We start from the raw sequence: 24,251 nt of genomic DNA on the forward strand, positions 1-24,251 counted from the left end.
TAGAGGGCTGAAGACTCCGTCCCGGCATCGTGTTTCACGTGAAACATCGCTCTCTGCTGCACGGAATCATCAGCCGCGGCCGGGCTGCTGCCGCCCCCCGTCCCCGCCAGGACGCGGGGGTGACGGAGCTGTCCACAACGGCGGATTCATCCACAGGAGCACGGGCCCCGCTGGTTCGCGACCCGGGTGGCATGGCAGGCTCTGTTCATCGCGAGCCCGCTGCCGAGGAGAGTGACACCGTGCGGTCCGACGCCAACCTCGCGGGGCCGATGACCGATCCGGTCCCCGGTCCCCGCTCTGAACCGCCAGGCGATGTCGTTTCGCCCGAGGCGCCCCCGGTGGTGACCGGGGGAGAGACCTCGTTGCCCCTGGTGGACAACGACGACACCGAGGACACCCCCATCGAGCGCGCCGCGCAGCTGGCGGTGGAGTCCATCGGGCGTTCCGGTGTCCCGCTGCCCCGGCCGGCGCAGACGCGGATCATGGTGGTCGCCAACCAGAAGGGCGGCGTGGGCAAGACCACGACGACCGTGAACCTGGCGGCCTCCCTGGCCCAGCACGGTGCCCGCGTCCTCGTGATCGACCTGGACCCGCAGGGCAACGCCTCCACGGCGCTCGGGATCGACCACCACGCGGACGTGCCCTCCATCTACGACGTGCTCGTGGACAGCCGGCCGCTGCTGGAGGTCGTCCAGCCGGTGGTGGACGTGGAGGGCCTCTTCTGCGCCCCCGCCACCATCGACCTCGCGGGTGCGGAGATCGAGCTGGTGTCCCTGGTGGCCCGCGAGAGCCGGCTCCAGCGCGCGATCCAGGCGTACGAGCAGCCGCTCGACTACATCCTGATCGACTGCCCGCCGTCCCTGGGCCTGCTGACCGTGAACGCCCTCGTGGCGGGCGCGGAGGTACTGATCCCGATCCAGTGCGAGTACTACGCGCTGGAGGGGCTGGGCCAGCTCCTGCGCAACGTCGACCTGGTGCGGGCGCACCTGAACCCGACCCTGCACGTGTCCACGATCCTGCTGACGATGTACGACGGCAGGACCCGGCTCGCCTCGCAGGTGGCGGAGGAGGTGCGCACCCACTTCGGCGAGGAGGTGCTGCGCACGAGCATCCCCCGGTCGGTGCGCATCTCGGAGGCCCCGAGCTACGGGCAGACGGTCCTCACGTACGACCCGGGTTCCAGTGGCGCCCTCTCCTACAGGGAGGCCGCGCGGGAGATCGCGCTCCGGGGAGCCGGAATCCATTACGACGCCCCGAGCGCCCCCATGGGCGCGGGCATGAACAGCACGCAGAATATGGCGGAGGGGATCCAGTGAGCGAGCGACGTAGGGGTCTGGGGCGGGGGCTCGGCGCGCTGATCCCGGCCGCTCCCCAGGAGAAGACGCCGGTGGCGGGCGGCGGGTCCACGTCTCCTTCGGCGGTGCCGGTACTGACGTCGGAGCGGGGCGTCGCCGCGGCGAAGCTCGCCGTGCTGACGCAGACCGATGTTCCCCGTGGAGGACCGGCCCCGAGTGAGCCGGCGGCCGTGCCCGCGCCGGCCCGGCCGGAGGCGGCGGAGGAGGTGGCGGGCGCGACGTTCGCGGAACTCCCGCTGGACGCCATCGCGCCGAACCCGCGCCAGCCGCGGAACATGGAGCACCTCGACGAGGACGCGCTCGCCGAGCTGGTGACCTCGATCCAGACGGTGGGTCTGCTCCAGCCCGTGGTAGTCCGGGAGACCGAGCCCGGGCGTTACGAACTGATCATGGGTGAGCGGCGCTTCCGTGCCTGCGGTCAGGCGGGGCTGGAGCGGATCCCGGCGATCATCCGGGCGACGGACGACGACAAGCTCCTGCTGGACGCCCTGCTGGAGAACCTGCACCGGGTCCAGCTGAACCCGCTGGAGGAGGCGGCCGCGTACGACCAGCTGCTGCGGGAGTTCAACTGCACGCACGACCAGCTGGCGGACCGGATCGGACGCTCGCGTCCGCAGGTCACCAACACCCTGAGGCTGCTGCGGCTCACTCCGGAGGTGCAGAAGAAGGTGGCCGCCGGCGTCCTGCTGGCGGGTCACGCGCGGGCCCTGCTGGGCGTGGAGAACGCCGAGGAGCAGTTCCGTCTCGCCCAGCGGATCGTGGCCGAGGGCCTGTCGGTGCGTTCGGTCGAGGAGATCGTGCAGCTGATGGGCTCCGAGCCGTCGGTCAGCGCGAGCACCGTGAAGCCCAAGGGCCCGCGGGCCGGCGGCCGGGTGTCGCCGGCGCTCAGCGAGCTGGCGACGCGCCTGTCGGACCGGTTCGAGACGCGGGTGAAGGTGGATCTGGGCCAGAAGAAGGGCAAGATCACCGTCGAGTTCGCGTCGATGGAGGACCTGGAGCGGATCCTGGGGACCCTGGCGCCGGGCGAGGGCCGGGTGCTGGAGCAGGGCCTCTCCGGGGAGTAGCCCCTCGTCTCCCGTTGTCCCGCTGCCCCCTGCTTGTCGAGCCACCCTCGAAGAAGCAGGGGGCAGTGGTTACGATGCCGTCATGGGTCGTCGGCTCGTACCGCTCACGCTGGACAACCTCCAGGATCTGCCCAGGCGTTGCCGGGGCTGCGTGTTCTGGGAGCTGGATCCCGTCACCGGCGAGGCCGCCGTGAAAGCGGGCACCGCGGAGCTGGAGAAGGAGGCCTGGATCTCCGCCGTCCTCCTGGACTGGGGCTCCTGCGGCCGGGTGGTCTACGTGGACGAGGTCCCGGTCGGGTTCGTCCTCTACGCGCCGCCCGCCTATGTCCCGCGTGCCGCCTCCTTCCCGACGAGTCCGGTCTCGCCCGACGCGGTGCAGCTCATCACCGCCTGGATCATGCCGGGCTATCAGGGGCAGGGTCTGGGGCGGGTGATGGTCCAGACGGTGGCCAAGGACCTGCTGCGGCGGGGGTTCAAGGCGATCGAGGCCTTCGGTGACGCCCGCTGGGAGCGGCCCGCATGCCTGCTGCCGGCCGATCATCTGCTGTCGGTCGGCTTCAAGACCGTCCGTCCCCATCCGGCCCATCCGCGGCTGCGGTTGGAGCTGCGCACGACGCTGTCGTGGAAGGAAGACGTGGAGCTGGCCCTGGACCGGCTGCTGGGCGGGGCGAGGGCGCGGAAGGAGCCGGTGCTGCGGCCCCTGTGAGGATCGCTGGACACCAAGAACGGGGCCGCTCCCTCGGAAGGGGCGGCCCCGTTCTTCGTGTGCTCCCCGGCTGTCGCCGGGGCCGGTCCTTAGGCCTTGACCTGGATGAAGCCGTCCAGGTCGCGCAGGATGGCGGCCTTCGGCTTGGCGCCGACGATGGTCTTGGCGACCTCGCCGCCCCGGTAGACGTTCAGCGTCGGGATGGACATGACGCCGTACCTGGCGGCCGTGGCCGGGTTCTGGTCGATGTTGAGCTTGACGATCTCGATCTGGTCGCCGTACTCGGCCGCGATCGCCTCCAGCGACGGGGCGATCTGGCGGCACGGGCCGCACCACTCGGCCCAGAAGTCCACGAGCACGGGCTTGTCGCTGCCCAGGACCTCGGCGTCGAAGTCGGCGTCAGTCACGTTCTTGAGGGTGCCGGCCACAGCGGCCTCCTTCTTTCCTGCGGGTGGGGTGTAGGGGGGTGGTGCGGGGTCAGACGGTCGCGGCGGCGGGCTCGGCGTCCGAGAGGGCCGCCAGGAAGCGCTCGGCGTCGAGCGCGGCGGAGCAGCCGGTGCCGGCGGCGGTGATCGCCTGGCGGTAGGTGTGGTCCACGACGTCGCCGGCGCCGAAGACACCGGTGACGTTGGTGCGCGTCGACGGGGCGTCGACCTTCAGGTAGCCCTCGTCGTCCAGGTCGAGCTGGCCGGTGAACAGCTCGGTGCGCGGGTCGTGCCCGACGGCGATGAACAGACCGGTCACGGCCAGCTCGGAGGTCTCGCCGGTCTTGGTGTTGCGCAGGGTCAGACCGGAGAGCTTCTGCTCGCCGTGGATCTCGGCGACCTCGCTGTCCCAGGCGAAGCTGATCTTCGGGTCGGCGAAGGCGCGGTCCTGCATGGCCTTGGAGGCGCGCAGGGTGTCACGGCGGTGGACGATCGTGACGGACTTGGCGAAGCGGGAGAGGAAGGTCGCCTCTTCCATCGCGGTGTCGCCGCCGCCGACCACGGCGATGTCCTGGTCCTTGAAGAAGAACCCGTCGCAGGTCGCGCACCAGGAGACGCCGCGTCCGGAGAGCGCGTCCTCGTTGGGCAGGCCGAGCTTGCGGTGCTGGGAGCCCGTGGTGACGATGACGGCCTTGGCGCGGTGGACCGTGCCGGCGGTGTCGGTGACGGTCTTGATCTCACCGGTGAGGTCCACGGAGACGACGTCGTCCGGGACGAGCTCCGCGCCGAAGCGCTCGGCCTGCGCACGCATGTTGTCCATGAGGTCCGGGCCCATGATGCCCTCGCGGAAGCCGGGGAAGTTCTCGACCTCGGTGGTGTTCATCAGCGCGCCGCCGGCGGTGACGGCACCCTCGAAGACCAGGGGGTTGAGCGAAGCGCGTGCGGTGTACAGGGCGGCCGTGTAACCGGCCGGCCCGGAGCCGATGATGATCACGTTTCGTACGTCGCTCACGGGTTCTTTCCTCGTCTCTGCGGACTGCGTGCTGCCTACCGGGGGCCGGTGCGGACTCTCACCCCACCCAACGGATCCTACGGCGCGCGCATTCCCCTGCCGTCACCCTCTGCCTCGGAATGCGCCGGGCGCCGCCCGCGAAGTCCTTCAGCCTCGGGGATAGGTCTGGGTCAGGAGCGGCTTTTCCAGGGTCGCGGAGGGGGCGTCCGCACAGTCGGAGGCCACGAGGTAGGCGTCCACCAGGGCGGGGTCCTGGGCATGGGGCAGGACGACGAGGTAGACCGCTGTGCCCTGGTAGCGGCCCGGTTCGGCGGCGAGGGGGGCCTCGGTGCGGCCGGTGGCCCGCTGGACGCACGGAGGGACCGCCACCGGGGCCGGCTCCGGCGATCCCGGCCGCTCGGCCGGGGCGAGCCCGGGAGAGGGGTCGTCCAGCTGCATGGTCCGGTTCGTGTCCCCGGGGGCCGTCTGGGGAGCGTTCGCGGCGGGGCCGGCGGCCAGGAGCTGGTGGACGCTCTGCCGGAGTCCCTGGGCGGTGTACTCGCCGGGGGCGGCCGAGCCGGCGGCCCGCACGGCGTTGTTGCTCGTGGCGGTGTCGTGGGCGCCGGTTCCGGTGAGCCCGCTGAAGAGGAGGACGCCGAGTGCGCAGGCGGCCGCCCCGGCCAGGCCGGCGAGGACGGCGATCCGGCGGCGGGCGCGGCGACGGCCCGGCCCGGTTGCGCCGGACGGGTGACCGGCCGGCCGACGGGCCCCGGTCCGGCCCGGGGTGCCGGGCGTTGTTTCACGTGAAACATCGTCCGCGGCGCGCGGTTCGGGGGCCTCGGCCCGGGAGGAGGTGGAGTCGAGCAGGGCCTCGGCGGCGAGGGCCGCGTCGATGCGTCCGGCGATCTCGGAGGGCATCCGCGGCGGTCCGGGCAGGGTGCCCAGCAGGGAGCGGATCTCCTCCAGGGAGGCCAGGACATCGGCGCACAGGGCGCAGTCCGCGAGGTGGCGGCGGACCTCGGCGGTGCGGGAGGGGGAGAGGAGCCCTTCGGTCAGGTCGGAGATCTCCGAGACCTCCGGGTGCCGGATCGTGCCGGCGGTGCCGGTTGTCGGGGTCACGGTCGTCCACCTCCGCCCTTCACAGGGTCTGGGTCCGGTTCGGGATGCCTGGGGTCTGCCGCAGATGGGACGGGCGCCCCCGGCGTCCGGTTCCTTGCCCGCTCGGTGGCGGTGTTATCCCCGGCATTCGTGCGCAGATGAGTGAGGAGCGGGAGGAGTTTCGCCCGGCCGCGCGCGCACCGGCTCTTGATCGTTCCGACGGGGACGTCGAGGACGGCGGCGGCTTCGGCGACGGGGTATCCCTGCATGTCGACGAGGACGAGGGCGGCCCGCTGGTCGGCCGGGAGGGTGGCGAGGGCGGCCAGGAGCTGGCGGTGGAGGTCCTGGCGTTCGGCAGGGGCCTCGGCGGACTCGTGGGGCTCCAGGAGGCGCTCCAGGCGGTCCGTGTCGTCCAGGGGCGCGGTCCGGCGGGAGGCGGCCCGGCGGGCACGGTCCAGGCAGGCGTTGACGGTGATCCGGTGCAGCCAGGTGGTCACCGCGGAGTCCCCGCGGAAGGTGTGGGCGGCCCGGTAGGCGGAGACCAGGGCGTCCTGGACGGCGTCGGCCGCCTCCTCACGGTCGCCGAGGGTCCGCAGGGCGACGGCCCACAGCCGGTCGCGGTGCCGCCGCACCAGCTCACCGAAGGCCTCCGGGTCCCCGGCGACGTGCAGGGCCAGGAGTTCCTGGTCGCTGCGGTCGCCGGCTGCGGCTTCGTCCAACGGTGAGCCCCTCCCCTGCCGTGCGTCAGCCCTTGAACTTCACGTCCGTGATGCCCTGCTTGTAGCCGGCGCCGCTGTAGTCGTCGTAGCCCGCGTACGGCATCTCGGTGATCCACAGGAGCACGTAGCGCGTCTTGACCGGCTTGTCCGTGGTCAGCTTGGCGCTGTTGGCCTTGGTGGTCGTGCCCGCGATCTTCTTCATCGACGAGATCTTGCCCTTGGGCTGCAGACCGTCGACCGCGTACAGCGTCAGGGTGGTGTGGTCGCCCGGGTGCCTGAGCCCTATCGAGGCTTCGCTGACCTCCTGCTCGGAGCCGAGGTCGTAGACGATGCCGACGCCTTCCTTGATCACGATCTTCGGGCCGTCGGAGAAGCTCTTGGTCCGCCAGTAGCTGGAGGTGTCCCCGTCGTACGTCTTGCCGACGTCGCCGGCGTTCTGCGGGACGCCGTCCGGGGCGAACTCCTTCGCGTCCTTGACGGCGAGCGGAACGGGGTCCTTCTTCTCCGGGGCGGGACCCTGCTGCTGCTGGGGCTGGGTGGTCTCGTTGTTGTTCTGCTTGTTGTGGTCCAGGAGGGCGTCGGCGAGCTGCCAGCTGCCCAGGCCCAGGGCGGCGATCAGGAGGGCGGCGACGCCCCACTTGAGGGCGCGGCCCGTACGGCTCTGCAGCGGGGGCGGCGGGGGCACCGGGACCGAGATCGGCGCCGTGGGCATGCCGACGGGAGCCGGGCGGCCGTAGCTGCCCTGCTGGTAGGTGGTGTGCTGGTACTCCGGCGGCGCCGTGAAGGCGGGCTCCGGCGGCTTGATGCGGGGCATCGCCGCGACGGCCTTGGCCAGCTCCTCCGGGGTGGTGCAGGCCGGCTCCTGGCGGGAGGCCGTGGCCCCGTCGTTGGCGAGGGCGCGCATGGCGAGCTCGCCGAGGCCCCGGTGGACGCCGGCGCGGACCTGGTCGGGGGCGAGCAGGCCGACGCCCTTGGGCAGGCCGCGCAGGCCGTAGGCGTCGTTCTCGTACGGCCAGCGCTGGGTGAGGGCGGCGTACAGCAGTGCGCCGATGGCCTCGGTGTCCGCCCGCTGCGGGGTGTCGCTGGTGATGCCGCGCAGGGCGGCGTTCACGGCGAGGCCTCGGATGCGGTACTGGCCCGTGGAGGTCCGCAGTATCGCGCTCGGGGTCAGGCGCAGGTGGGCCAGGCCCTCGCGGTGGGCGGCGGCCATGGCCTGGGAGACCTGGCTGACCAGCTGGTAGGCCTCGTGGGGCTCCAGCGTGCCGGCGGCGAGGACGGCCGTGAGCTCGGTGGCGTCCGGCAGCCACTCGTGGACCACGTAGACGAGGTCGTTCTCCTCGACGGCGTCGAGGACCTGGACGAACCGGGGGTCGCCGAGCAGGGCGGAGGAGCGGGCCGCCGCCAGGACGGTGCGGGCCCGGGGGTGGTCGGCGGGCAGGAGGTGGACCCCGACGGCGCGGCGCAGCTTCTCGTCCATCGCGCGCCAGCTGCTGAATCCGTCCAGACGGGTGACGCACTCCTCGAGGCGGTAGCGCCGCGCGAGCTTGTGGCCGCTGTGGAGTTCGGGCGCGGCCACGGGTGCCGCGCTTCTGCGTTCGCCGTCCTTCTCGGGCATGGGCTCGTCCGCGGCTCGTCCGTTCTGGGTGTCCACCCCGTCGGCCGTGGCCTTGGCCGCATCTGCGGCCAGCGGCTGGTCGCCGCTGTTGTCGGCCACGTCGACGGCAGCTGTGCTACGTTCCGCCACCGTCGTCCCTGCCTCCCCATCCGTTGCGCGCTGTCGGCCAGTCTGCGAAGCCATGCCAATTGTGCCCACAGTCCGGCGCTATGCACGACACACGATGGGGCCCGACGGTTGTGCGCATCAGCGACCCAGTCGGCCGCGGACCATTCCGACCATGGAATTGAGCTCTTCGATGCGCATGCGCTTGGCGGCGAGGAGGAACACGGCCCCCAGCGCGACGCCTCCGGCGACCAGGGCGGCGAGGGAACCGAGGGCTCCGCTGCCCAGGACCTGCATCACCCCGTAGGCGGCGGCGCCCGCGACCACGGCGGCCGGGACGCACGCGCCGATCAGGCGGGTGTAGGTGCGCATCACGTGGGCGCCGTCGAGGTCGCCGCCGAGGCGGGTCTTGAGGCGGCGCCAGGCCACGCCGACGCCGACCACGTAGCCGAGCCCGTAGGCGGCGGCCATGCCCACGACGGCCCAGCGGGCGGGCAGGAGGAAGTAGGCGAGGGCCGAGACACCGGCGTTGACGGCCGCGACGATGACGGTGTTGTAGAAGGGGGTCCGGGTGTCCTCGTAGGCGTAGAACCCGCGCAGGACCACGTACTGGACGGAGTACGGGATCAGGCCGAGGCCGAAGGCCATCAGGACGTAGCCGATGTTCACGGCGTCCTTGCCGGCGCTGGCGTAGAGCAGGGTGGCCATCGGGACGCCGAGCGCGAGGAACGCGAAGGCGCAGGGCACGATGGCGACGGCCGAGGTGCGCAGGCCGTAGGAGATGTCGTCGCGGACCGCGGCGGCGTCGCCGTCGTGGGCCGAGCGGGAGATGCGCGGCAGGACGGCCGTCATGACGGAGACGGTGATGATGGCCTGCGGCATCTGCCACAGCAGCAGCGCGTAGTTGTAGGCGGTGATACCGGTACCGCCGTGGCCCAGCTTCTCGGCGGCCGTGCCGGCCGCGGTGGCGAGCTGGGTGACGACGACGAGGCCGATCTGGTTCGCGAGGACGAAGAAGAACGTCCACTTGGCCAGGCCGGCCGCCTTGCCGAGGCCGTGGCCCTTCCAGTCGAAGCGCAGGCGCATCCTGAAGCCGGCGTCACGCAGGTAGGGCAGCATCGCGAGGGACTGGACCGCGAGGCCGAGCAGGGTGCCGATGCCCAGGAGGCGCACGCCCTCGGGGGTGATGGTCGCCTCGGAGACCCCGGAGGCCGTGAACCCGCCGAAGGCCCAGATGAAGGCGCCGAAGGTGGCGATGACGACGATGTTGTTGAGGACCGGGGTCCACATCATCGCACCGAACCGCCCGCGGGCGTTGAGGATCTGACCGAGCACCACGTGCACGCCCATGAAGAACATCGTGGGCAGGCAGTAGTGGGCGAAGGCCACGGCGACGTCGAGGCGCTTCGGATCGCCGGCGATGGTCGGCGACATCAGGCGGATGAAGAGCGGGGCCGCGAGGACGCAGATGGTGGTGACCGCGCCGAGCAGGGTGATGACGAGGGTGAGCAGGCGGTTGGCGTAGGCCTCGCCGCCGTCCTCGTCGTTCTTCATGGCGCGCACGAGCTGCGGGATGAAGACCGCGTTGAGGGCGCCGCCGCCGACGAGGACGTAGATCATCGTCGGCAGGGTGTTGGCGACCTGGTAGGAGTCGTTGAGGGTGGCGACGCCGATGGCGCCGGCGATGACCAGGGTGCGGGCGAAGCCGGTGATGCGGGAGACGATCGTGCCGGCCGCCATCAGGGCGCTGGACTTGAGCAGGCTGGACGCCTTCCCGGCGGGCTTGCTCGGTGCCGGGGCCGCGACCGGGGCCTCCTCGACGGGGGCGCCGGGGGCGGCCTGCTGGTCGCGGTAGAGGTGCGTGAAGGCGTCGGGCTCGGGCTGTTCGTCCGAGGCACTGGTCACGAGCGAGTCCACCCCGACGAACTGCGTCGTCGCGGCGTGGTCGCCGTAGGGCAGGTGGCGGGACGGGCCGTCGGGCTCGGGCGGCGGGGTCTGGGCCCAGACGCGCGGGTCGGGGCCGTGCGAGGGCGCCTGGGGCGCGGCGTACAGCGGACCCGGCTCCTGGTAGGTGCCCGGCGGCGGCGGGGGGTGCGAGGCGCGGTCGTAGAGGACCTCGGCGACGGGGTCCTGGGCCGACAGGTCCTGCGACCGGTACGGGTCGCGGTCGTAGGCGTCCTGGACGTACGGGTCGTGCTCCGGCGCGGGCGCGGGCGGCGGAACCTGCCCGGGCACCGGAGTGCCGGGGGCAGTGCCCTGGGCGGGCCCAGGCCCGCCGGCGCCCTGCGCGCGGTCACCGTCGTACGGCGCGTTCATCGCAACCCCACCTCATCGTCCCCAGGCCGACCGGCCACGGCATCGCTCAACGGTCCACTGTCTCACCCGTTCCGGACCCCTCTGTGCTTTGCGGTCCGGTGTCCGCGGTCCCGTCACTCGGCTGCGTGCTCTCCTCGGCGGCCGCCCGGGCGGCGACCCGCTTGCGGCTGGCGTACATCTTGATGCCCGCCAGTACGAGGAGGAGCACGCCGCCGGCGATGACGAGCATGACGGTGGGGGTGATCTCGGTGGCCTCGACGGTGAACTTGCGTTCCTTGCCGTACGGCACGCCGTCCTTGGTGAACAGGCGTGCGGTGACCTCGACCGGACCACTCGCGGTGGCGTTGGCGGTGAACTTTACCGTCTGGCTGTGGCCGCCCTGAACGGTGACTTCCTGTTCCGATTCGCCGCTGTCGCCGAACATCAGGCGGGTCGGGTTGGCGGACTTCACCCTCAGTACAAGGTTGTGTACGTCCTGGACGAGGCTGTTCTGGACGCTGACCGGGATCGTCGCGCTATGTCCGGACAAGGTGGCGTCGGACTTGGGGATGACCTTGACCTTGTCGGTCAGTCCGAGCAGATAGGACTGGACCTCGTCGCGGTAGCGGTCGGCCTCCTCGGCGCGGCCGCGCCAGGACGTGGACATCTCCCGGTTGGTGGTGTTGCCGAAGGGGATCTCGACGCGGTCCGGTGCCGTGAGGATGACCTTGAACCGGTCCAGGGTGTTCTGGGTGGTGCGGATCTTCTCGAAGGCCGACACCGGGAGCTCCTGGCGGCTCAGGGCCTCGGGGTACTGGCCCGCGCCGGGGACCTGGGTCGCGGCTCCGGGGTCGGGCTTGGCGGCGGCCGCCGCCTCCAGGTCGGAGGGCTGGGTCCAGCGTGCGGCCTGGAGCCCGCGCAGGGCGGTGGCCATCGACTCCGCCTGGGTGGTGGAGGGCCGGCGCTGGGGCGCGACCACGTAGCTGCGGGGTTCGTCCCCGCGCTGGAGGTTGAGCGCCAGGCTGTGGGCGAGGAACCGCTGCACGGCGAGCGTGGAGTTCCCGGCGCTCGCCATGTCCCCCTCGAAGGCGGTGGACAGGTCGGCGTCGGCCACCACGGCGGTGGTGCCCGCGCCGATGGGACGGGCGGCGCTCGGGGTGTAGCCGAGGGCGCCGGTCTCCTGGAGGCTGTCGCTGCGGGTCAGCACGTTGTGGGCGCCGGCCGAAGTGGCGACGTTCACGATCGACGGGTCGATCGCGCCGTCCACCGGCCAGGAGAAGTCGGTGGAGGGGGTGACGTGCAGCACGGTCTCGACGGCCTGCTTCGCCTTGTCGGTGGCGGGCCGCAGCTGGCCCAGCGTGCCGGATACGTCCTTGCCGTGGTGGGCGAGGGAGGCGATGTCGGGGTCCGCGAACGGCAGGGCGACCACCTTCTTGCCCTGCACAGCGCTCTCCAGGGAGCTCAGCCACTGCTCGGCCACGGCCTTGTTCCGGCCCTGGACGGGCTTGCCGTCCGGGTCGGCGCTGCGTACCCGGTACCCCTTGGTCATCGCATCCACGGTGGCCAGCAGATCGGGGTCGATGACCCAGGTGACGGGCAGGTCCCGGCCGAGCGAGACCATCCGCTCCAGACGTCCGCCCGGCCGCAGCTCGTCGGCCAGGGAGTCGTCCTTGAAGACCGGGGTCTGGACCTCGTCCGATCCGGTCTCGGCGGTGACGCGGGTCGTGGAGACCAGCGGCCAGACGTACGTGAGGGAGGACCGCTTGGCGGCCGGGTCCGGCTGCCAGGGCAGGAAGGTCCGCTGGATGCCGAGCACCTGCTCGGACGGGCGGCTGTCGGTGGTCCCGGACACGGAGACGCCGAGCTGGTAGACGCCGTCGGCGCCCAGGTCCAGCTTGTTCACCGGCACCTTGATCGTGAAGGGCTGGCCCACCTTCGAGGGCAGGGAGTCGATCTTCACGGCGAAGGCCGGGTCGATCTCCCCCGGGTCCGCCCCGGGCCGGAAGCCCTTGCGGTCCGCCACCTCGTCGATGGCCGACCGGTCGCCCACCATGGGGCCGACCCGCAGCCCGACGTGGGCTCCCTTGATCGTCTCGCGGCCGTTGTTGACCACGGTCCCCTGGACGGTCAGCGTGTCGCTCTTGACCGGAGCGCTCGGCGACACCTCGGAAAGCTGCACGTCGACGGGGGAATCGGCGGCCTGCGCGGCGGGGGCGGGGGCGTAGACGAGGGCAGCCAGCACCGGCGTCCCGCTCAGCAGGACGACCGCCCGCCGCAGCCATCGGCGCCGGGCAGGGGCGGGGGCCGCCCCCTGGATGTCTGCCGCCTCGGCCACGCGCTCACCAGTCCCTCGAAGTGTCAGTGGTCGTCGGTTCTGCGTCCTCGCATGGTAACGAGGCGCGCTGTGCGCGAGTGCCGCGCCTTGCTCCACAAGATCGGTTCCGGATCCGTTCCGGTTCCCGGGCCGCAGCGCTGCTCCCCGGGCGAAACCGGGCGGCCCCGGCCGGGCGGGCCACGTACCCTTTTCTGTTGTGCCGAACGCCAATGAAGACAACCCCAGTGCCCTGAGTCAGGTGCAGCGCCGCGCGGTCAGTGAACTGCTGCGGGTCGCTCCCGTCGCCGACGAGCTCGGCCGCCGGTTCCAGGAGGCGGGCTTCCGCCTCGCCCTGGTCGGCGGGTCCGTACGCGACGCGCTGCTCGGGCGTCTCGGCAACGACCTTGACTTCACCACCGACGCGCGTCCCCAGGACGTACTGAAGATCGTGCGGCCGTGGGCCGACTCGGTCTGGGACGTCGGCATCGCCTTCGGTACGGTCGGCGCCCAGAAGGAGGGCTTCCAGATCGAGGTGACGACGTACCGCTCCGAGGCGTACGACCGTACCTCCCGCAAGCCCGAGGTCTCCTACGGCGACTCGATCGAGGAGGACCTGGTCCGCCGGGACTTCGCGGTCAACGCCATGGCGCTGGCCCTGCCGGAGCAGGAGTTCATCGACCCGCACGGCGGTCTGGAGGACCTGGCCTCCGGCGTGCTGCGGACGCCCGGGACCCCGGAGGACTCCTTCTCCGACGACCCGCTGCGCATGCTGCGCGCGGCCCGGTTCGCGGCGCAGCTGGACTTCGAGGTCGCCCCCGAGGTGGTGGCGGCCATGAAGGCGATGGCCGACCGGATCGAGATCGTCTCGGCGGAGCGGGTGCAGGCCGAGCTGAACAAGCTGCTGCTCTCCGCCCACCCGCGCAAGGGCCTGGCCCTCCTGGTGGACACCGGTCTCGCCGACCGGGTCCTGCCGGAGCTGCCCGCGCTGCGGCTGGAGAGTGACGAACACCACCGCCACAAGGACGTCTACGACCACTCGCTGATCGTCCTGGAGCAGGCGATGGCGCTGGAGGAGGACGGCCCGGACCTGGTCCTGCGCCTCGCCGCCCTGCTGCACGACATCGGCAAGCCCCGCACGCGCCGTTTCGAGAGTGACGGCCGGGTCTCCTTCCACCACCACGAGGTGGTGGGCGCGAAGATGACCAAGAAGCGCATGACGGCGCTGAAGTACTCGAACGACATGGTCAAGGACGTGTCCCGGCTGGTGGAGCTGCACCTGCGCTTCCACGGCTACGGGGACGGTGAGTGGACCGACTCGGCCGTGCGGCGCTACGTCCGCGACGCGGGGCCGCTCCTGGACCGGCTGCACAAGCTGACCCGGTCCGACTGCACCACCCGCAACAAGCGCAAGGCCAACGCGCTCTCCCGCACCTATGACGGGCTGGAGGAGCGGATCGCGCAGCTCCAGGAGCAGGAGGAGCTGGACGCGATCCGCCCGGACCTGAACGGCAACGAGATCCAGCAGATCCTGGAGATCGCCCCGGGGCCGGCGGTGGGCAAGGCCTACGCCTTCCTGCTGGACCTGAGGCTGGAGAACGGCCCGATGGAGCGCGAGGCGGCGGTGGCGGCCCTCAGGCAGTGGTGGGCCGAGCAGGCTCCCCAGGGCTGACGGCCGCGGCGGCTGGGCGGGGGCGATGTTTCACGTGAAACACAGGGACTGTTTCACGTGAAACATCGCCCCCGTCAGCGCTTGCGGCGGAGGAACGCCGCCGTGGCGGCGTAGATCAGAGCCGTGGCCAGGAGCAGGGCCGCGGACCGGCCGTCGGCGGGGAGCATCAGCGAGGACACCGCGGCCGCCCCGACGAAGGCCACGTTGAACAGCACGTCGTAGACGGAGAAGACCCGGCCCCGGTAGTCGTCGTCCACCCGGGACTGCACCACGGTGTCCGTGGAGATCTTGGCCCCCTGGGTCGCGATGCCGAGGGCGAAGGCCGCGACGAGCATGGGCCCCGGGGCGAAGAAGAGGCCGAGGGCCGGCACGAGGACGGCCGCGCCGGCCGCACAGACGGTGATCCAGCCCAGCGGTCCCAGCCGGCCCACCATCCACGGGGTGACCACGGCGGCCGCGAAGAAGCCCGCCCCGGAGACCCCGACGGCGATCCCCAGCAGCGCCAGGCCGTCCGACTCGTTCTCCGACCACGCGTAGCGGCAGAGCATCAGGAGCATCACGGTCAGGGCCCCGTACGCGAAGCGCATCAGCGTCATGGCGGTGAGGGCCCGGGCGGCCTCCCGCCGCCCGGCCAGGTGCCGCAGGCCCTCGGCCATGCCGCGGACGGTGAGGGCGACCCCCTCGGCGATCGACGGGCGGGTGCGGCCGGGAGGGTGGTCGGGCCCCAGGAGGCCGATGGCCAGCCGTAGCGCCACCAGCCCCGCGCACAGGTACAGGCCGGCTCCGACCAGGACGACGAGGGCGTTGGACCCCGAGCCGAGCAGCCGGACGAGGAAGGCCAGCCCTCCGCCGGCCACGGCCGCGAGCGTTCCGGCGGTGGGCGAGAGGGCGTTCGCGGTGACCAGCTGGTCGGAGTCCACGACATGGGGCAGGGAGGCCGCGAGCCCGGCGAGGACGAAGCGGTTGACGGCCGTCACGGACAGGGCCGAGCCGTAGAAGAGCCAGTCGGGGACGTGCGCGACGATCAGTACGGCGGTGACGCAGGCGAGCAGGGCCCGCAGCAGGTTGCCGTAGAGGAAGACCTGGCGGCGGCGCCACCGGTCGAGCAGTACTCCGGCGAAGGGGCCGATGACGGAGTAGGGCAACAGGAGTACGGCCATCGCGGAGGCGATGGCCGCGGGTGAGGTCTGCTTCTCCGGGGAGAAGACCACATAGGTGGCCAGCGCGACCTGGTACGTCCCGTCGGCGGCCTGGGACAGCAGCCGTACGGCGAGCAGGTTGCGGAAGTCCCTCCGGCGCAGGAGTACGCGCAGATCACGTACGACGGGCATGAGGGCAAGGGTCACATACACCGAGGGTCTCCGGACACATAGTCCGGAGACCCTCGGTGGAAGAACCGTCGAAGAGCAGGTGTCCCGGGAGACCCTGGACCCGACCGGCGGCGCGACTAGCGCTCGACCTCGCCCTTGATGAACTTCTCGACGTTGGCCAGGGCCTCGTCGTCGAAGTACTGGACCGGCGGGGACTTCATGAAGTAGCTGGAGGCCGACAGGATCGGGCCGCCGATGCCGCGGTCCTTGGCGATCTTCGCAGCACGCAGGGCGTCGATGATGACACCGGCGGAGTTCGGGGAGTCCCACACCTCGAGCTTGTACTCGAGGTTCAGCGGGACGTCGCCGAAGGCGCGGCCCTCGAGGCGGACGTAGGCCCACTTGCGGTCGTCGAGCCACGCGACGTAGTCGGACGGGCCGATGTGGACGTTCTTCTCGCCGAGCTCGCGGTCGGGGATCTGCGAGGTGACGGCCTGCGTCTTGGAGATCTTCTTCGACTCGAGGCGGTCGCGCTCGAGCATGTTCTTGAAGTCCATGTTGCCGCCGACGTTGAGCTGCATGGTGCGCTCGAGGCGGACGCCGCGGTCCTCGAACAGCTTGGCCATCACGCGGTGCGTGATGGTCGCGCCGACCTGGGACTTGATGTCGTCGCCGACGATCGGGACACCGGCCTCGGTGAACTTGTCGGCCCACTCCTTGGTGCCGGCGATGAAGACCGGGAGGGCGTTGACGAAGGCGACCTTGGCGTCGATGGCGCACTGGGCGTAGAACTTCGCCGCTTCCTCGGAACCGACCGGGAGGTAGCAGATCAGGACGTCGACTTCGCGGTCCTTGAGGATCTGGACGACGTCGACCGGGGCCTCGGAGGACTCCTCGATCGTCAGGCGGTAGTACTTGCCGAGACCGTCGAGGGTGTGGCCGCGCTGGACCGTGACGCCCTTGTTCGGGACGTCGCAGATCTTGATGGTGTTGTTCTCGCTGGCGCCGATGGCGTCAGAGAGGTCCAGGCCGACCTTCTTCGCGTCGACGTCGAAGGCAGCCACGAACTCGATGTCACGGACGTGGTAGTCGCCGAACTGGACGTGCATCAGACCCGGGACCTTGGAGGCCGGGTCGGCGTCCTTGTAGTACTCGACGCCCTGCACCAGCGAGGCGGCGCAGTTGCCCACGCCGACGATGGCTACGCGAACCGAACCCATTCCGGTTGCTCCCTGTTTGTTCTCGGAACGAGGCCTGCGAGATGCAGGTCTCACTTTGCTGTTTCGTCGGGCGGACCGGGTCGTCTCTGGTCCCGTCCCGCCCTCTCGCTCTCGATGAGCTCGTTCAGCCAGCGCACTTCACGCTCGACGGATTCCATTCCGTGCCGCTGCAGCTCGAGCGTGTAGTCGTCCAGGCGCTCCCGTGTACGGGCGAGCGAGGCGCGCATCTTCTCCAGGCGCTCCTCCAGCCGGCTGCGACGGCCCTCCAGCACGCGCATCCGCACTTCCCGTTCGGTCTGGCCGAAGAAGGCGAAGCGGGCGGCGAAGGACTCGTCCTCCCAGGTGTCGGGGCCGGTGTGGGAGAGGAGCTCTTCGAAGTGCTCCTTACCTGCTGCCGTCAACCGGTAGACGATCTTGGCGCGGCGCCCTGCGAGTGAAGCGGCGAGAGCGTCTTCCGGGGCGTTCCCCGGTTCTTCGATCAACCAGCCGTTGGCGACCAGCGTCTTCAGGCAGGGGTAGAGAGTCCCGTAGCTGAACGCCCTGAATACCCCCAGCGAGGTGTTGAGCCGCTTGCGGAGCTCGTAGCCGTGCATGGGGGATTCGCGAAGCAGGCCGAGCACGGCGAACTCGAGGATGCCGGAGCGCCTGCTCATCCGCCTGCCCCTCTCTGCCTCGGAGTTTATGTCGAGCTGATGTATCGGCTCGATACATCCAGACCATAGATCGGGGCGCTCCCGGCGACAAGCCAAGACATGGTGACCGGCGTCACATCACCAATTCATACGATGCAAGTTGCCTGATTTGGGGTGAACTTCGGCACTGATTGGGTTTTGGCCGTGCGTAGGCTGTGCGGAAGGACCACCGGGGGGAACCGGAATCACCTGCCGCTTCCAGGCCACTCGCCTGCCCGAGGAGTAGTCGTTCGATGAGCGAGCACCGCCGCAAACCGCCGCAGCCCCAGGGCGGCGGCCGCGCCGCGTCCCGCCGGGCTGCCCAGCCGCGCCCCGGCCGGGGCCCCGGTCCCGGACGGGACCTCCCCGCCGCGCCGCCGGGCGGACCGTACGCGGACCAGAGTGCCCACAGCAGCCGCACCGACGCCCGCCGGGGTGCCCAGCACCCCCCTGCCGGCCGAGGACGCCCAGGTGGGAAGGGGGGTGACGGCCGCAAGCGGCTCATCGACTACCCCCGCGCCGGAAAGGCCGGGTGGAAGCGTTTCGTGCCCTCCTGGAAGCTGGTGACCGGCAGCATCCTGGGCTTCTTCGCCGTCATCATCGCGGGGGCCGGCGTCGGCATCGCGATGGTCGGCACCCCGGACGCGAACAAGGCGGCCAAGGCGCAGAACAACGTCTTCCAGTGGGCCGACGGCACCCAGATGGTCGCCACCGGCGGGTCCACGAACCGCCAGATCATCCCGATAGACCAGATTCCGGTCTCCATGCGGAATGCCGTGATCGCGGCGGAGAACGAGTCCTTCGAGACGGACAAGGGCGTCGACCCGATGGGTATCGCCCGCGCCGTGGTGAACATGGCCACGGGCGGTTCGACCCAGGGCGGCTCCACCATCACCCAGCAGTACGTCAAGAACACCTACCTCGACTCCGAGCAGACGCTCAAGCGCAAGGTCACCGAGCTCTTCATCGCGATCAAGCTGGGTGCCACCGAGGAGAAGGACAAGGTCCTCGCGGGCTACCTGAACACGGCCTACTTCGGCCGTGACGCCTACGGCATCCAGGCCGCCGCCCGTGCCTACTTCGGCAAGGACGCGAAGGACCTCAACCCGTCCGAGAGCGCCTTCCTCGCTTCTCTGCTCAAGGGCCCCAACCTCTACAACCCGGACGGCGGCATCGGCTCCGCGGCCACCCCCGAGGCCAACGAGAAGCGCGCCCGGGCCCGCTGGGCGTGGGTGCTCGACCGCGAGGTCGCCGTGCACCGCATGGAGCAGTCCGAGCGGGACAAGTACAAGGACTTCCCCGTCCGCGTCGACCTCGCCCAGGCGAGCGGCATGTCCGGCCAGACCGGCTACCTCGTCGAGGTGGCCAAGTCGTACGTGATGAAGACGGCCGACATCAGCGCCGAGAAGATGGCCCTCGGCGGCTACACCATCCGCACCACCTTCCAGAAGCCCAAGGTGGACGCCCTGTCCAAGGCGGTCGAGGACACCCGCAACGACTTCCTCGACGAGAAGAAGCGGCCCGAGTTCGACACCTTCGTGCAGTTCGGGGCCGCCTCCGTCGACGTGAAGACCGGTGCGATCGTCGCCCTGTACGGCGGCCCCGGCTGGGACCACAAGTACTTCGCCAACAACGCCAACACCTCCGGCGTCCCCGTCGGCTCGACCTGGAAGCCGTACGTGCTGGCCGCGGCCATGGAGTACGGCACCCAGAACTCCAAGGGCTCCGGCATCTCGGCGATGAGCAAGTACAACGCCAACGACCTCACGGTGATCAACGACCGGACGGGCAAGCCGCTGCTCGGCCCCGACGGCCAGCCGTTCAAGCAGAAGAACGAGAGCGAGTACCCGTACGGCTACGTGACCCTGAACGAGGCGATGGAGAAGTCCATCAACGTCCCGTTCGCCCAGCTCGTCTTCGACGTCGGCCACAGCAAGGTCCGCCAGGTCGCGAAGTCCACCGGCATCCTGGAGGAGTCGATGGACGAGAACAACAACGCCTCGTTCGCCCTCGGCACCTCGACGCCCAGCGCCATCCGCATGGCCGACTCCTACGCCACCTTCGCCGCGTCCGGGACGCACCACGAGCCCTTCTCGGTGCTCCAGGTCAAGAAGGACGGCAAGGACGTGCCGGGGTTCCAGGCCCCCAAGGAGTCCCGGGCCATGGACAACTCCGTCGCGGACAACATCACCAAGGTCCTGCGCAACGTCGTGGAGAACGGCACCGGCACCAAGGCCAAGAAGCTGGGCCGGCCCGCCGCGGGCAAGACCGGTACCACCGACCAGAACAAGTCGGCCTGGTTCGTCGGCTACACCCCGGAGCTGTCCACCTCGGTCACGCTCTTCCGCAACGACCCGAACTCCAAGGACAAGAAGCTCATGTCCATGAACCACGTGGGCGGTGTCGACTCCATCCACGGTGGTGACATCCCCGCGGTGATCTGGACCGAGTACATGCGCGAGGCCCTCAAGGGCGCCCCGGTCAAGGACTTCCCGGAGGCCCAGGACCTGGGCGTCGTCGCCGACGCCGCCGGCGCCCCGTCGCCGACCCCCTCGGCGTCCGTGTCGCCGTCCGGATCGCCGTCGGCCTCGCCGTCCACCTCCCCGTCCACGTCCGTGTCGCCCTCCCCGTCCCAGGGGGGCAAGCCCTGCAAGCCCAGGCCCTGGCACGTGTGCGACCCGCAGACCGCGGCCGGTACGAGCAGCGGAGCGGGCGGTGACACGGGCGGGAGCACCGATCAGCCCTCCCCGCCCGCGACGGGCCGCCCCGGACGCCAGGGCGGTACCACCAACTGGGGCAGCATCATGGGCACCCAGGGCTGATCCCGCCCCGCCCGCACCACCGAGGGCCGTCGCACACCGTGCGGCGGCCCTCCCCCGTGCCCGGGCCGGTACGGCAGGATGAGCCCATGACCAAGGTGCACGAGGACCAGTCGCCCGTCCTGCCAACGCAGCAGGACGAGGTCGCGGCCGCCGGCAGCGAGCTCATCGGCGGGCCGGCCGGCCGGTACGCCCGGCTGGGCGGCCACTGGCTGACCCCCGTCCGCGTCGTGGTCCTCGTGGCCCTCGGCATGTTCGCGCTCGGCATGGTGCAGAAGCTGCCCTGCTACGACTGGGCCTGGTTCCGGGGAGCGGGCTCGCAGTACACCCACGCCTGCTACTCCGACATCCCGCACCTGTACTCCGCCCGCGGCTTCGCCGACGGCCTCGTGCCCTACCGCGACCGGTTCCCGGACCTGGCGGTCGACCCGAAGTACGGGGGCATGCAGTACCTGGAGTACCCGGTGCTCACCGGGGCCTTCATGCAGGCGGCGTCCTGGCTGACCCCCTCGTCCGGCGCCATCCAGCACCGCGAGCAGATGTACTGGATGGTCAACGCGGGCATGCTGATGGCCTGCGCCGCGGTCATCGCCGTCTGCGTCGCCCGGACCCACCGGCGCCGCCCCTGGGACGCCCTGCTGCTCGCCCTGGCCCCCGCCTTCGCGCTCAACGCGACCATCAACTGGGACCTGCCCGCCGTCGCCCTCGCCGCCGCCGCGATGCTGATGTGGTCGCGGAGCCGCCCGCTGCTGAGCGGCGTCCTCATCGGCCTGGCGACCGCGGCCAAGCTCTACCCCGTACTGCTGCTCGGCGTGCTGTTCGTCCTGTGCTGGCGCGCCGGGAAGTGGCGGGCCTTCGGCGCCGCCGCCGCGGGCGCGGTCGTCGCGTGGCTCGCGGTCAACCTGCCGGTCATGCTCTACGCCTGGGACGGCTGGAAGCGGTTCTACGAGTTCAGCCAGGAACGCCCGATCGACTTCGGCTCCGTCTGGCTGCTGATCTCCCAGCGCACCGGCAACCCGCTGGAGGGTGCCAACACGTACGCGACCGGGCTGACCCTGCTGCTGTGCCTGGGCATCGGCCTGCTCGCGCTGACGGCCCCCAGGCGGCCCCGTTTCGCCCAGCTGGCCTTCCTGGTCGTCGCCGCCTTCATCCTGGCCAACAAGGTCTACTCGCCGCAGTACGTCCTCTGGCTCGTCCCGCTCGCCGCGCTGGCCCGGCCGCGCTGGCGCGACTTCCTGATCTGGCAGGCCGGCGAGATCGCCTACTTCCTGGGCATCTGGTTCTACCTCGCCTACACGACCAGCGGGGACAAGCACCAGGGGCTGCCGCTGGAGGGCTACCAGCTGGCCATCGCCGTCCACCTCGCGGCCACGCTCTACCTGTGCGCGGTCGTCGTGCGGGACGTCCTGCTGCCCGAGCGCGACGTCGTACGGCGCGACGGCTCGGACGACCCGTCCGGCGGCGTCCTGGACGGGGCCGAGGACGTCTTCGTGCTCGGGGAAAGGGCGAAGGCGCCGCGGTGCGCGGCGCCTTCGGAGGGACAGCGGGTCGCCTGGGGCGTGGACCCGGACCAAGGGCACTGACCACCCCGCGGGGCGGCCCCGCGGGGTCCGGATCAGGCGTCGAGGACCCGGTCGAACTGCGTGGTGGTGTGGCGCAGGTGGGCCACCAGCTCGTCGCCCACCTTCGGCTCGGTCGCGTCCGAGGGCACGAACAGGATCGACACCTGCATGTGCGGGGGCTCGGCGAACCAGCGCTGCTTGCCCGCCCAGACGAAGGGCGAGAGGTTGCGGTTGACGGTGGCCAGGCCCGCCCGGGCGACGCCCTTGGCGCGCGGCATGACCCCGTGCAGGGCCTTGGGGGCCTCCAGGCCCACCCCGTGCGAGGTGCCGCCGGCGACCACGACCAGCCAGCCGTCGGAGGCGGCCTTCTGCTGGCGGTAGCCGAAACGGTCCCCCTTGACCACGCGCGTGACGTCCAGGACCGCGCCCCGGTACTGGGTGGCGTCGTGGTCGCCCAGCCACAGCCGGGTGCCGATGCGGGCGCGGAAGCGGGTCTGCGGGAACTGCTGCTGGAGCCGGGCGAGCTCCTCGGCGCGCAGGTGGCTGACGAACATGGTGTGCAGCGGCAGACCGGCCGCGCGCAGCCGGTCCATCCAGCCGATGACCTCCTCGACGGCGTCCGAGCCGTCCGGGCGGTCCAGCGGCAGGTGCAGGGCGAAGCCCTCCAGCCGGACGTCCTCGATCGCCGACTGGAGCAGGCCCAGGTCCTGCTCGGAGATGCCGTGGCGGCGCATCGAGCTCATGCACTCGATGACCACGCGGGCGCCGACCAGGCCGCGGACCCCGTCCACGGAGGACACCGAACGGATCACCCGGTCCGGCAGCGGCACCGGCTCCTCACCCCGCCGGAAGGGGGTGAGGACGAGCAGGTCGCCGCCGAACCAGTCCTTGATGCTCGCGGCCTCGTACGTCGTCCCGACGGCCAGGATGTCGGCGCCCATCCGGGTCGCCTCCTCGCACAGCCGCTCGTGGCCGAAGCCGTAGCCGTTGCCCTTGCAGACGGGGATCAGACCGGGGAACTGGTCGGTGATCGTCTTCTGGTGCGCACGCCAGCGCGCGGTGTCGACGTAGAGCGTGAGCGCCATGCCCGTCCGGAGCCTCTCTGGGAAAGCTGCGTGGTGCAGCTGTGCGGTGTGTGGGGAAGGGGCGGGGTCAGCGACGCGACATATACATGTCGAGCGCCTTGTGGAGCACCTTGTTGAGCGGGAAGTCCCACTCGCCGACGTACTCGACCGCCTCGCCGCCCGTACCGACCTTGAACTGGATCAGGCCGAACAGGTGGTCGTTCTCGTCCAGGGTGTCACTGATGCCGCGCAGGTCGTAGACGCTGGCGCCGAGCGCGTACGAATCGCGCAGCATGCGCCACTGCATGGCGTTCGAGGGGCGGACCTCGCGCTTGTGGTTGGCGGAGGCGCCGTAGGAGTACCAGACGTGCTGGCCGACCGTCAGCATCGTGGCGGCCGCGAGCGGTTCGCCCTCGTGCTTGGCGATGTACAGCCGCATGCGGTTGGGGTCCTCGGAGTTGAGGGCCGTCCACTGGCGCTGGAAGTAGCTGAGCGGGCGCGGGCGGAACTTGTCGCGCTCGGCCGTGATCTCGTAGAGGTACTGCCAGGTCGGCAGGTCCTCGTAGCCGCCCTGGACGACCTCGACGCCGGCCTTCTCGGCCTTCTTGATGTTGCGGCGCCACAGCTGGTTGAAGCCCTTGAGGACGTCGTCCAGCGAGCGGTTGGCCAGCGGCACCTGGAAGACGTAGCGGGGCTGGACGTCGCCGAAGCCGGCGCCGCCGTCCTCGCCCTGCTGCCAGCCCATGCGGCGCAGCTTGTCGGACACCTCGAAGGCGCGGGGCTCGATGTACGAGGCCTCCACGTCGCGCAGGCGCTTGACCTCGGGGTCCTGGATACCGGCCTTGATGGCGGCGGAGTTCCAGCGGCGGATGACGACCGGCGGGCCCATCTTCACGGTGAAGGCGCCCTGCTGCTTGAGGTGCGCCAGCATCGGCTGGAGCCATTCCTCCAGGTTGGGGGCGTACCAGTTGATGACCGGGCCCTCGGGGAGGTAGGCGAGGTACCGCTTCACCTTGGGCAGCTGGCGGTACAGGACGAGCGCCGCACCGACGAGCTGACCGGACTTGTCGAACCATCCGAGGTTCTCCGAGCGCCACTCGTTCTTGACGTCGGCCCATGCCGGGACCTGGCAGTGGCTAGCCGAGGGCAGGCTCTGGAGGTACGCCAGATGCTGCTCTCGGCTGATGGTGCTCAGGGACAGGCTCATGCGGGGTGTCTCCTCCGGCGGCTTCGCTGGCTATGGCGCGAA

18 protein-coding genes are annotated in these 24,251 nt (G+C 70.9%); 6 read left to right on the forward strand and 12 right to left on the reverse strand.

Features of this window, described 5'->3' with window-relative positions; genetic code table 11:
* The first annotated feature begins 191 nt into the window (after nucleotides 1–191).
* The 3 genes from ACIRBY_RS13365 (at nucleotide 192) to ACIRBY_RS13375 (ending at nucleotide 3,125) form a co-directional block, all read left to right on the forward strand.
* Complete coding sequence (locus tag ACIRBY_RS13365) at nucleotides 192–1,316, forward strand: ParA family protein (protein ID WP_403900173.1); 1,125 nt, start codon at nucleotides 192–194, stop codon at nucleotides 1,314–1,316.
* Entirely contained in the window at nucleotides 1,313–2,419 is a 1,107-nt protein-coding gene (locus ACIRBY_RS13370; RefSeq protein ID WP_403900175.1) for a ParB/RepB/Spo0J family partition protein, read from the forward strand. Before ACIRBY_RS13365 ends, ACIRBY_RS13370 begins: the two co-directional genes overlap by 4 nt.
* Before the next feature lie 82 nt (nucleotides 2,420–2,501).
* A complete protein-coding gene (locus ACIRBY_RS13375; RefSeq protein WP_403900177.1) occupies nucleotides 2,502–3,125 on the forward strand; it encodes a GNAT family N-acetyltransferase in 624 nt (207 codons plus the stop codon).
* An 89-nt stretch (nucleotides 3,126–3,214) separates the two neighbouring features.
* On the opposite strand, the gene trxA is transcribed toward ACIRBY_RS13375, so the two are convergent.
* The 7 genes from trxA to ACIRBY_RS13410 form a co-directional block, all read right to left on the reverse strand.
* The gene (trxA, locus tag ACIRBY_RS13380; RefSeq protein ID WP_344160326.1) at nucleotides 3,215–3,553 is read right to left on the reverse strand and encodes a thioredoxin; all 339 of its coding nucleotides are present in this window, start codon (nucleotides 3,551–3,553) and stop codon (nucleotides 3,215–3,217) included.
* A 49-nt stretch (nucleotides 3,554–3,602) separates the two neighbouring features.
* Nucleotides 3,603–4,562, reverse strand: coding sequence for a thioredoxin-disulfide reductase (gene trxB, locus ACIRBY_RS13385; RefSeq protein ID WP_403900180.1), 960 nt, complete (start codon nucleotides 4,560–4,562; stop codon nucleotides 3,603–3,605).
* Nucleotides 4,563–4,709: 147 nt separating this feature from the next.
* Nucleotides 4,710–5,660 carry an anti-sigma factor family protein gene (locus tag ACIRBY_RS13390; protein WP_403900182.1) on the reverse strand — a complete coding sequence of 317 codons (951 nt, stop codon included), beginning with the start codon at nucleotides 5,658–5,660 and terminating at the stop codon, nucleotides 4,710–4,712.
* Nucleotides 5,657–6,358 (reverse strand): RNA polymerase sigma factor SigM, encoded by a 702-nt coding sequence (sigM, locus tag ACIRBY_RS13395; protein ID WP_403900184.1) that lies wholly within the window; start codon nucleotides 6,356–6,358, stop codon nucleotides 5,657–5,659. The genes ACIRBY_RS13390 and sigM overlap by 4 nt, the downstream gene beginning before the upstream one ends.
* Before the next feature lie 25 nt (nucleotides 6,359–6,383).
* Nucleotides 6,384–8,102 carry a protein kinase family protein gene (locus ACIRBY_RS13400; RefSeq protein ID WP_403900186.1) on the reverse strand — a complete coding sequence of 573 codons (1,719 nt, stop codon included), beginning with the start codon at nucleotides 8,100–8,102 and terminating at the stop codon, nucleotides 6,384–6,386.
* Between the two features lie 117 nt (nucleotides 8,103–8,219).
* On the reverse strand, nucleotides 8,220–10,394 hold the full coding sequence (murJ, locus tag ACIRBY_RS13405) for a murein biosynthesis integral membrane protein MurJ (RefSeq protein WP_403900188.1): 2,175 nt from the start codon (nucleotides 10,392–10,394) through the stop codon (nucleotides 8,220–8,222).
* Between the two features lie 46 nt (nucleotides 10,395–10,440).
* On the reverse strand, nucleotides 10,441–12,708 hold the full coding sequence (locus ACIRBY_RS13410; protein ID WP_403900190.1) for a DUF6049 family protein: 2,268 nt from the start codon (nucleotides 12,706–12,708) through the stop codon (nucleotides 10,441–10,443).
* 196 nt (nucleotides 12,709–12,904) lie between these two features.
* Between ACIRBY_RS13410 and ACIRBY_RS13415 the strand changes: the two genes are divergently transcribed.
* Complete coding sequence (locus tag ACIRBY_RS13415; protein WP_403900192.1) at nucleotides 12,905–14,356, forward strand: CCA tRNA nucleotidyltransferase; 1,452 nt, start codon at nucleotides 12,905–12,907, stop codon at nucleotides 14,354–14,356.
* A gap of 74 nt (nucleotides 14,357–14,430) precedes the next feature.
* On the opposite strand, the gene ACIRBY_RS13420 is transcribed toward ACIRBY_RS13415, so the two are convergent.
* The 3 genes from ACIRBY_RS13420 to ACIRBY_RS13430 all read right to left on the reverse strand — a co-directional run bounded on the left by ACIRBY_RS13420 (nucleotide 14,431) and on the right by ACIRBY_RS13430 (nucleotide 17,539).
* A complete protein-coding gene (locus tag ACIRBY_RS13420; RefSeq protein ID WP_403900194.1) occupies nucleotides 14,431–15,687 on the reverse strand; it encodes an MFS transporter in 1,257 nt (418 codons plus the stop codon).
* Nucleotides 15,688–15,803: 116 nt separating this feature from the next.
* Nucleotides 15,804–16,886 carry an inositol-3-phosphate synthase gene (locus tag ACIRBY_RS13425; protein ID WP_403900196.1) on the reverse strand — a complete coding sequence of 361 codons (1,083 nt, stop codon included), beginning with the start codon at nucleotides 16,884–16,886 and terminating at the stop codon, nucleotides 15,804–15,806.
* 50 nt (nucleotides 16,887–16,936) lie between these two features.
* Complete coding sequence (locus tag ACIRBY_RS13430; protein ID WP_358891489.1) at nucleotides 16,937–17,539, reverse strand: helix-turn-helix transcriptional regulator; 603 nt, start codon at nucleotides 17,537–17,539, stop codon at nucleotides 16,937–16,939.
* A gap of 272 nt (nucleotides 17,540–17,811) precedes the next feature.
* On the opposite strand from ACIRBY_RS13430, the gene ACIRBY_RS13435 reads away from it, so the two are divergent.
* The gene (locus tag ACIRBY_RS13435; RefSeq protein WP_403900199.1) at nucleotides 17,812–20,379 is read left to right on the forward strand and encodes a transglycosylase domain-containing protein; all 2,568 of its coding nucleotides are present in this window, start codon (nucleotides 17,812–17,814) and stop codon (nucleotides 20,377–20,379) included.
* A gap of 86 nt (nucleotides 20,380–20,465) precedes the next feature.
* Complete coding sequence (locus tag ACIRBY_RS13440) at nucleotides 20,466–21,959, forward strand: glycosyltransferase family 87 protein (protein ID WP_403900201.1); 1,494 nt, start codon at nucleotides 20,466–20,468, stop codon at nucleotides 21,957–21,959.
* 32 nt (nucleotides 21,960–21,991) lie between these two features.
* On the opposite strand, the gene ACIRBY_RS13445 is transcribed toward ACIRBY_RS13440, so the two are convergent.
* On the reverse strand, nucleotides 21,992–23,023 hold the full coding sequence (locus ACIRBY_RS13445) for an alanine racemase (RefSeq protein WP_042810210.1): 1,032 nt from the start codon (nucleotides 23,021–23,023) through the stop codon (nucleotides 21,992–21,994).
* 67 nt (nucleotides 23,024–23,090) lie between these two features.
* Nucleotides 23,091–24,209, reverse strand: coding sequence for a peptidoglycan bridge formation glycyltransferase FemA/FemB family protein (locus ACIRBY_RS13450; protein ID WP_042810209.1), 1,119 nt, complete (start codon nucleotides 24,207–24,209; stop codon nucleotides 23,091–23,093).
* Nucleotides 24,210–24,251 lie beyond the last annotated feature (42 nt).

It is taken from the genome of Streptomyces sp. NPDC096136 (assembly GCF_044763325.1).
Taxonomy (GTDB): domain Bacteria; phylum Actinomycetota; class Actinomycetes; order Streptomycetales; family Streptomycetaceae; genus Streptomyces.

Bases quoted from the DNA above. Each gene is read 5' to 3' on its own strand.
- ACIRBY_RS13365 (WP_403900173.1), top strand. From the start codon at position 192: ATGGCAGGCTCTGTTCATCGCGAGCCCGCTGCCGAGGAGAGTGACACC.
- ACIRBY_RS13375 (WP_403900177.1), top strand. From the start codon at position 2,502: ATGGGTCGTCGGCTCGTACCGCTCACGCTGGACAACCTCCAGGATCTG.
- murJ (WP_403900188.1), bottom strand. From the start codon at position 10,394: ATGAACGCGCCGTACGACGGTGACCGCGCGCAGGGCGCCGGCGGGCCT.
- ACIRBY_RS13420 (WP_403900194.1), bottom strand. From the start codon at position 15,687: ATGCCCGTCGTACGTGATCTGCGCGTACTCCTGCGCCGGAGGGACTTC.
- ACIRBY_RS13425 (WP_403900196.1), bottom strand. From the start codon at position 16,886: ATGGGTTCGGTTCGCGTAGCCATCGTCGGCGTGGGCAACTGCGCCGCC.
- ACIRBY_RS13430 (WP_358891489.1), bottom strand. From the start codon at position 17,539: ATGAGCAGGCGCTCCGGCATCCTCGAGTTCGCCGTGCTCGGCCTGCTT.
- ACIRBY_RS13435 (WP_403900199.1), top strand. From the start codon at position 17,812: ATGAGCGAGCACCGCCGCAAACCGCCGCAGCCCCAGGGCGGCGGCCGC.
- ACIRBY_RS13440 (WP_403900201.1), top strand. From the start codon at position 20,466: ATGACCAAGGTGCACGAGGACCAGTCGCCCGTCCTGCCAACGCAGCAG.
- ACIRBY_RS13445 (WP_042810210.1), bottom strand. From the start codon at position 23,023: ATGGCGCTCACGCTCTACGTCGACACCGCGCGCTGGCGTGCGCACCAG.
- ACIRBY_RS13450 (WP_042810209.1), bottom strand. From the start codon at position 24,209: ATGAGCCTGTCCCTGAGCACCATCAGCCGAGAGCAGCATCTGGCGTAC.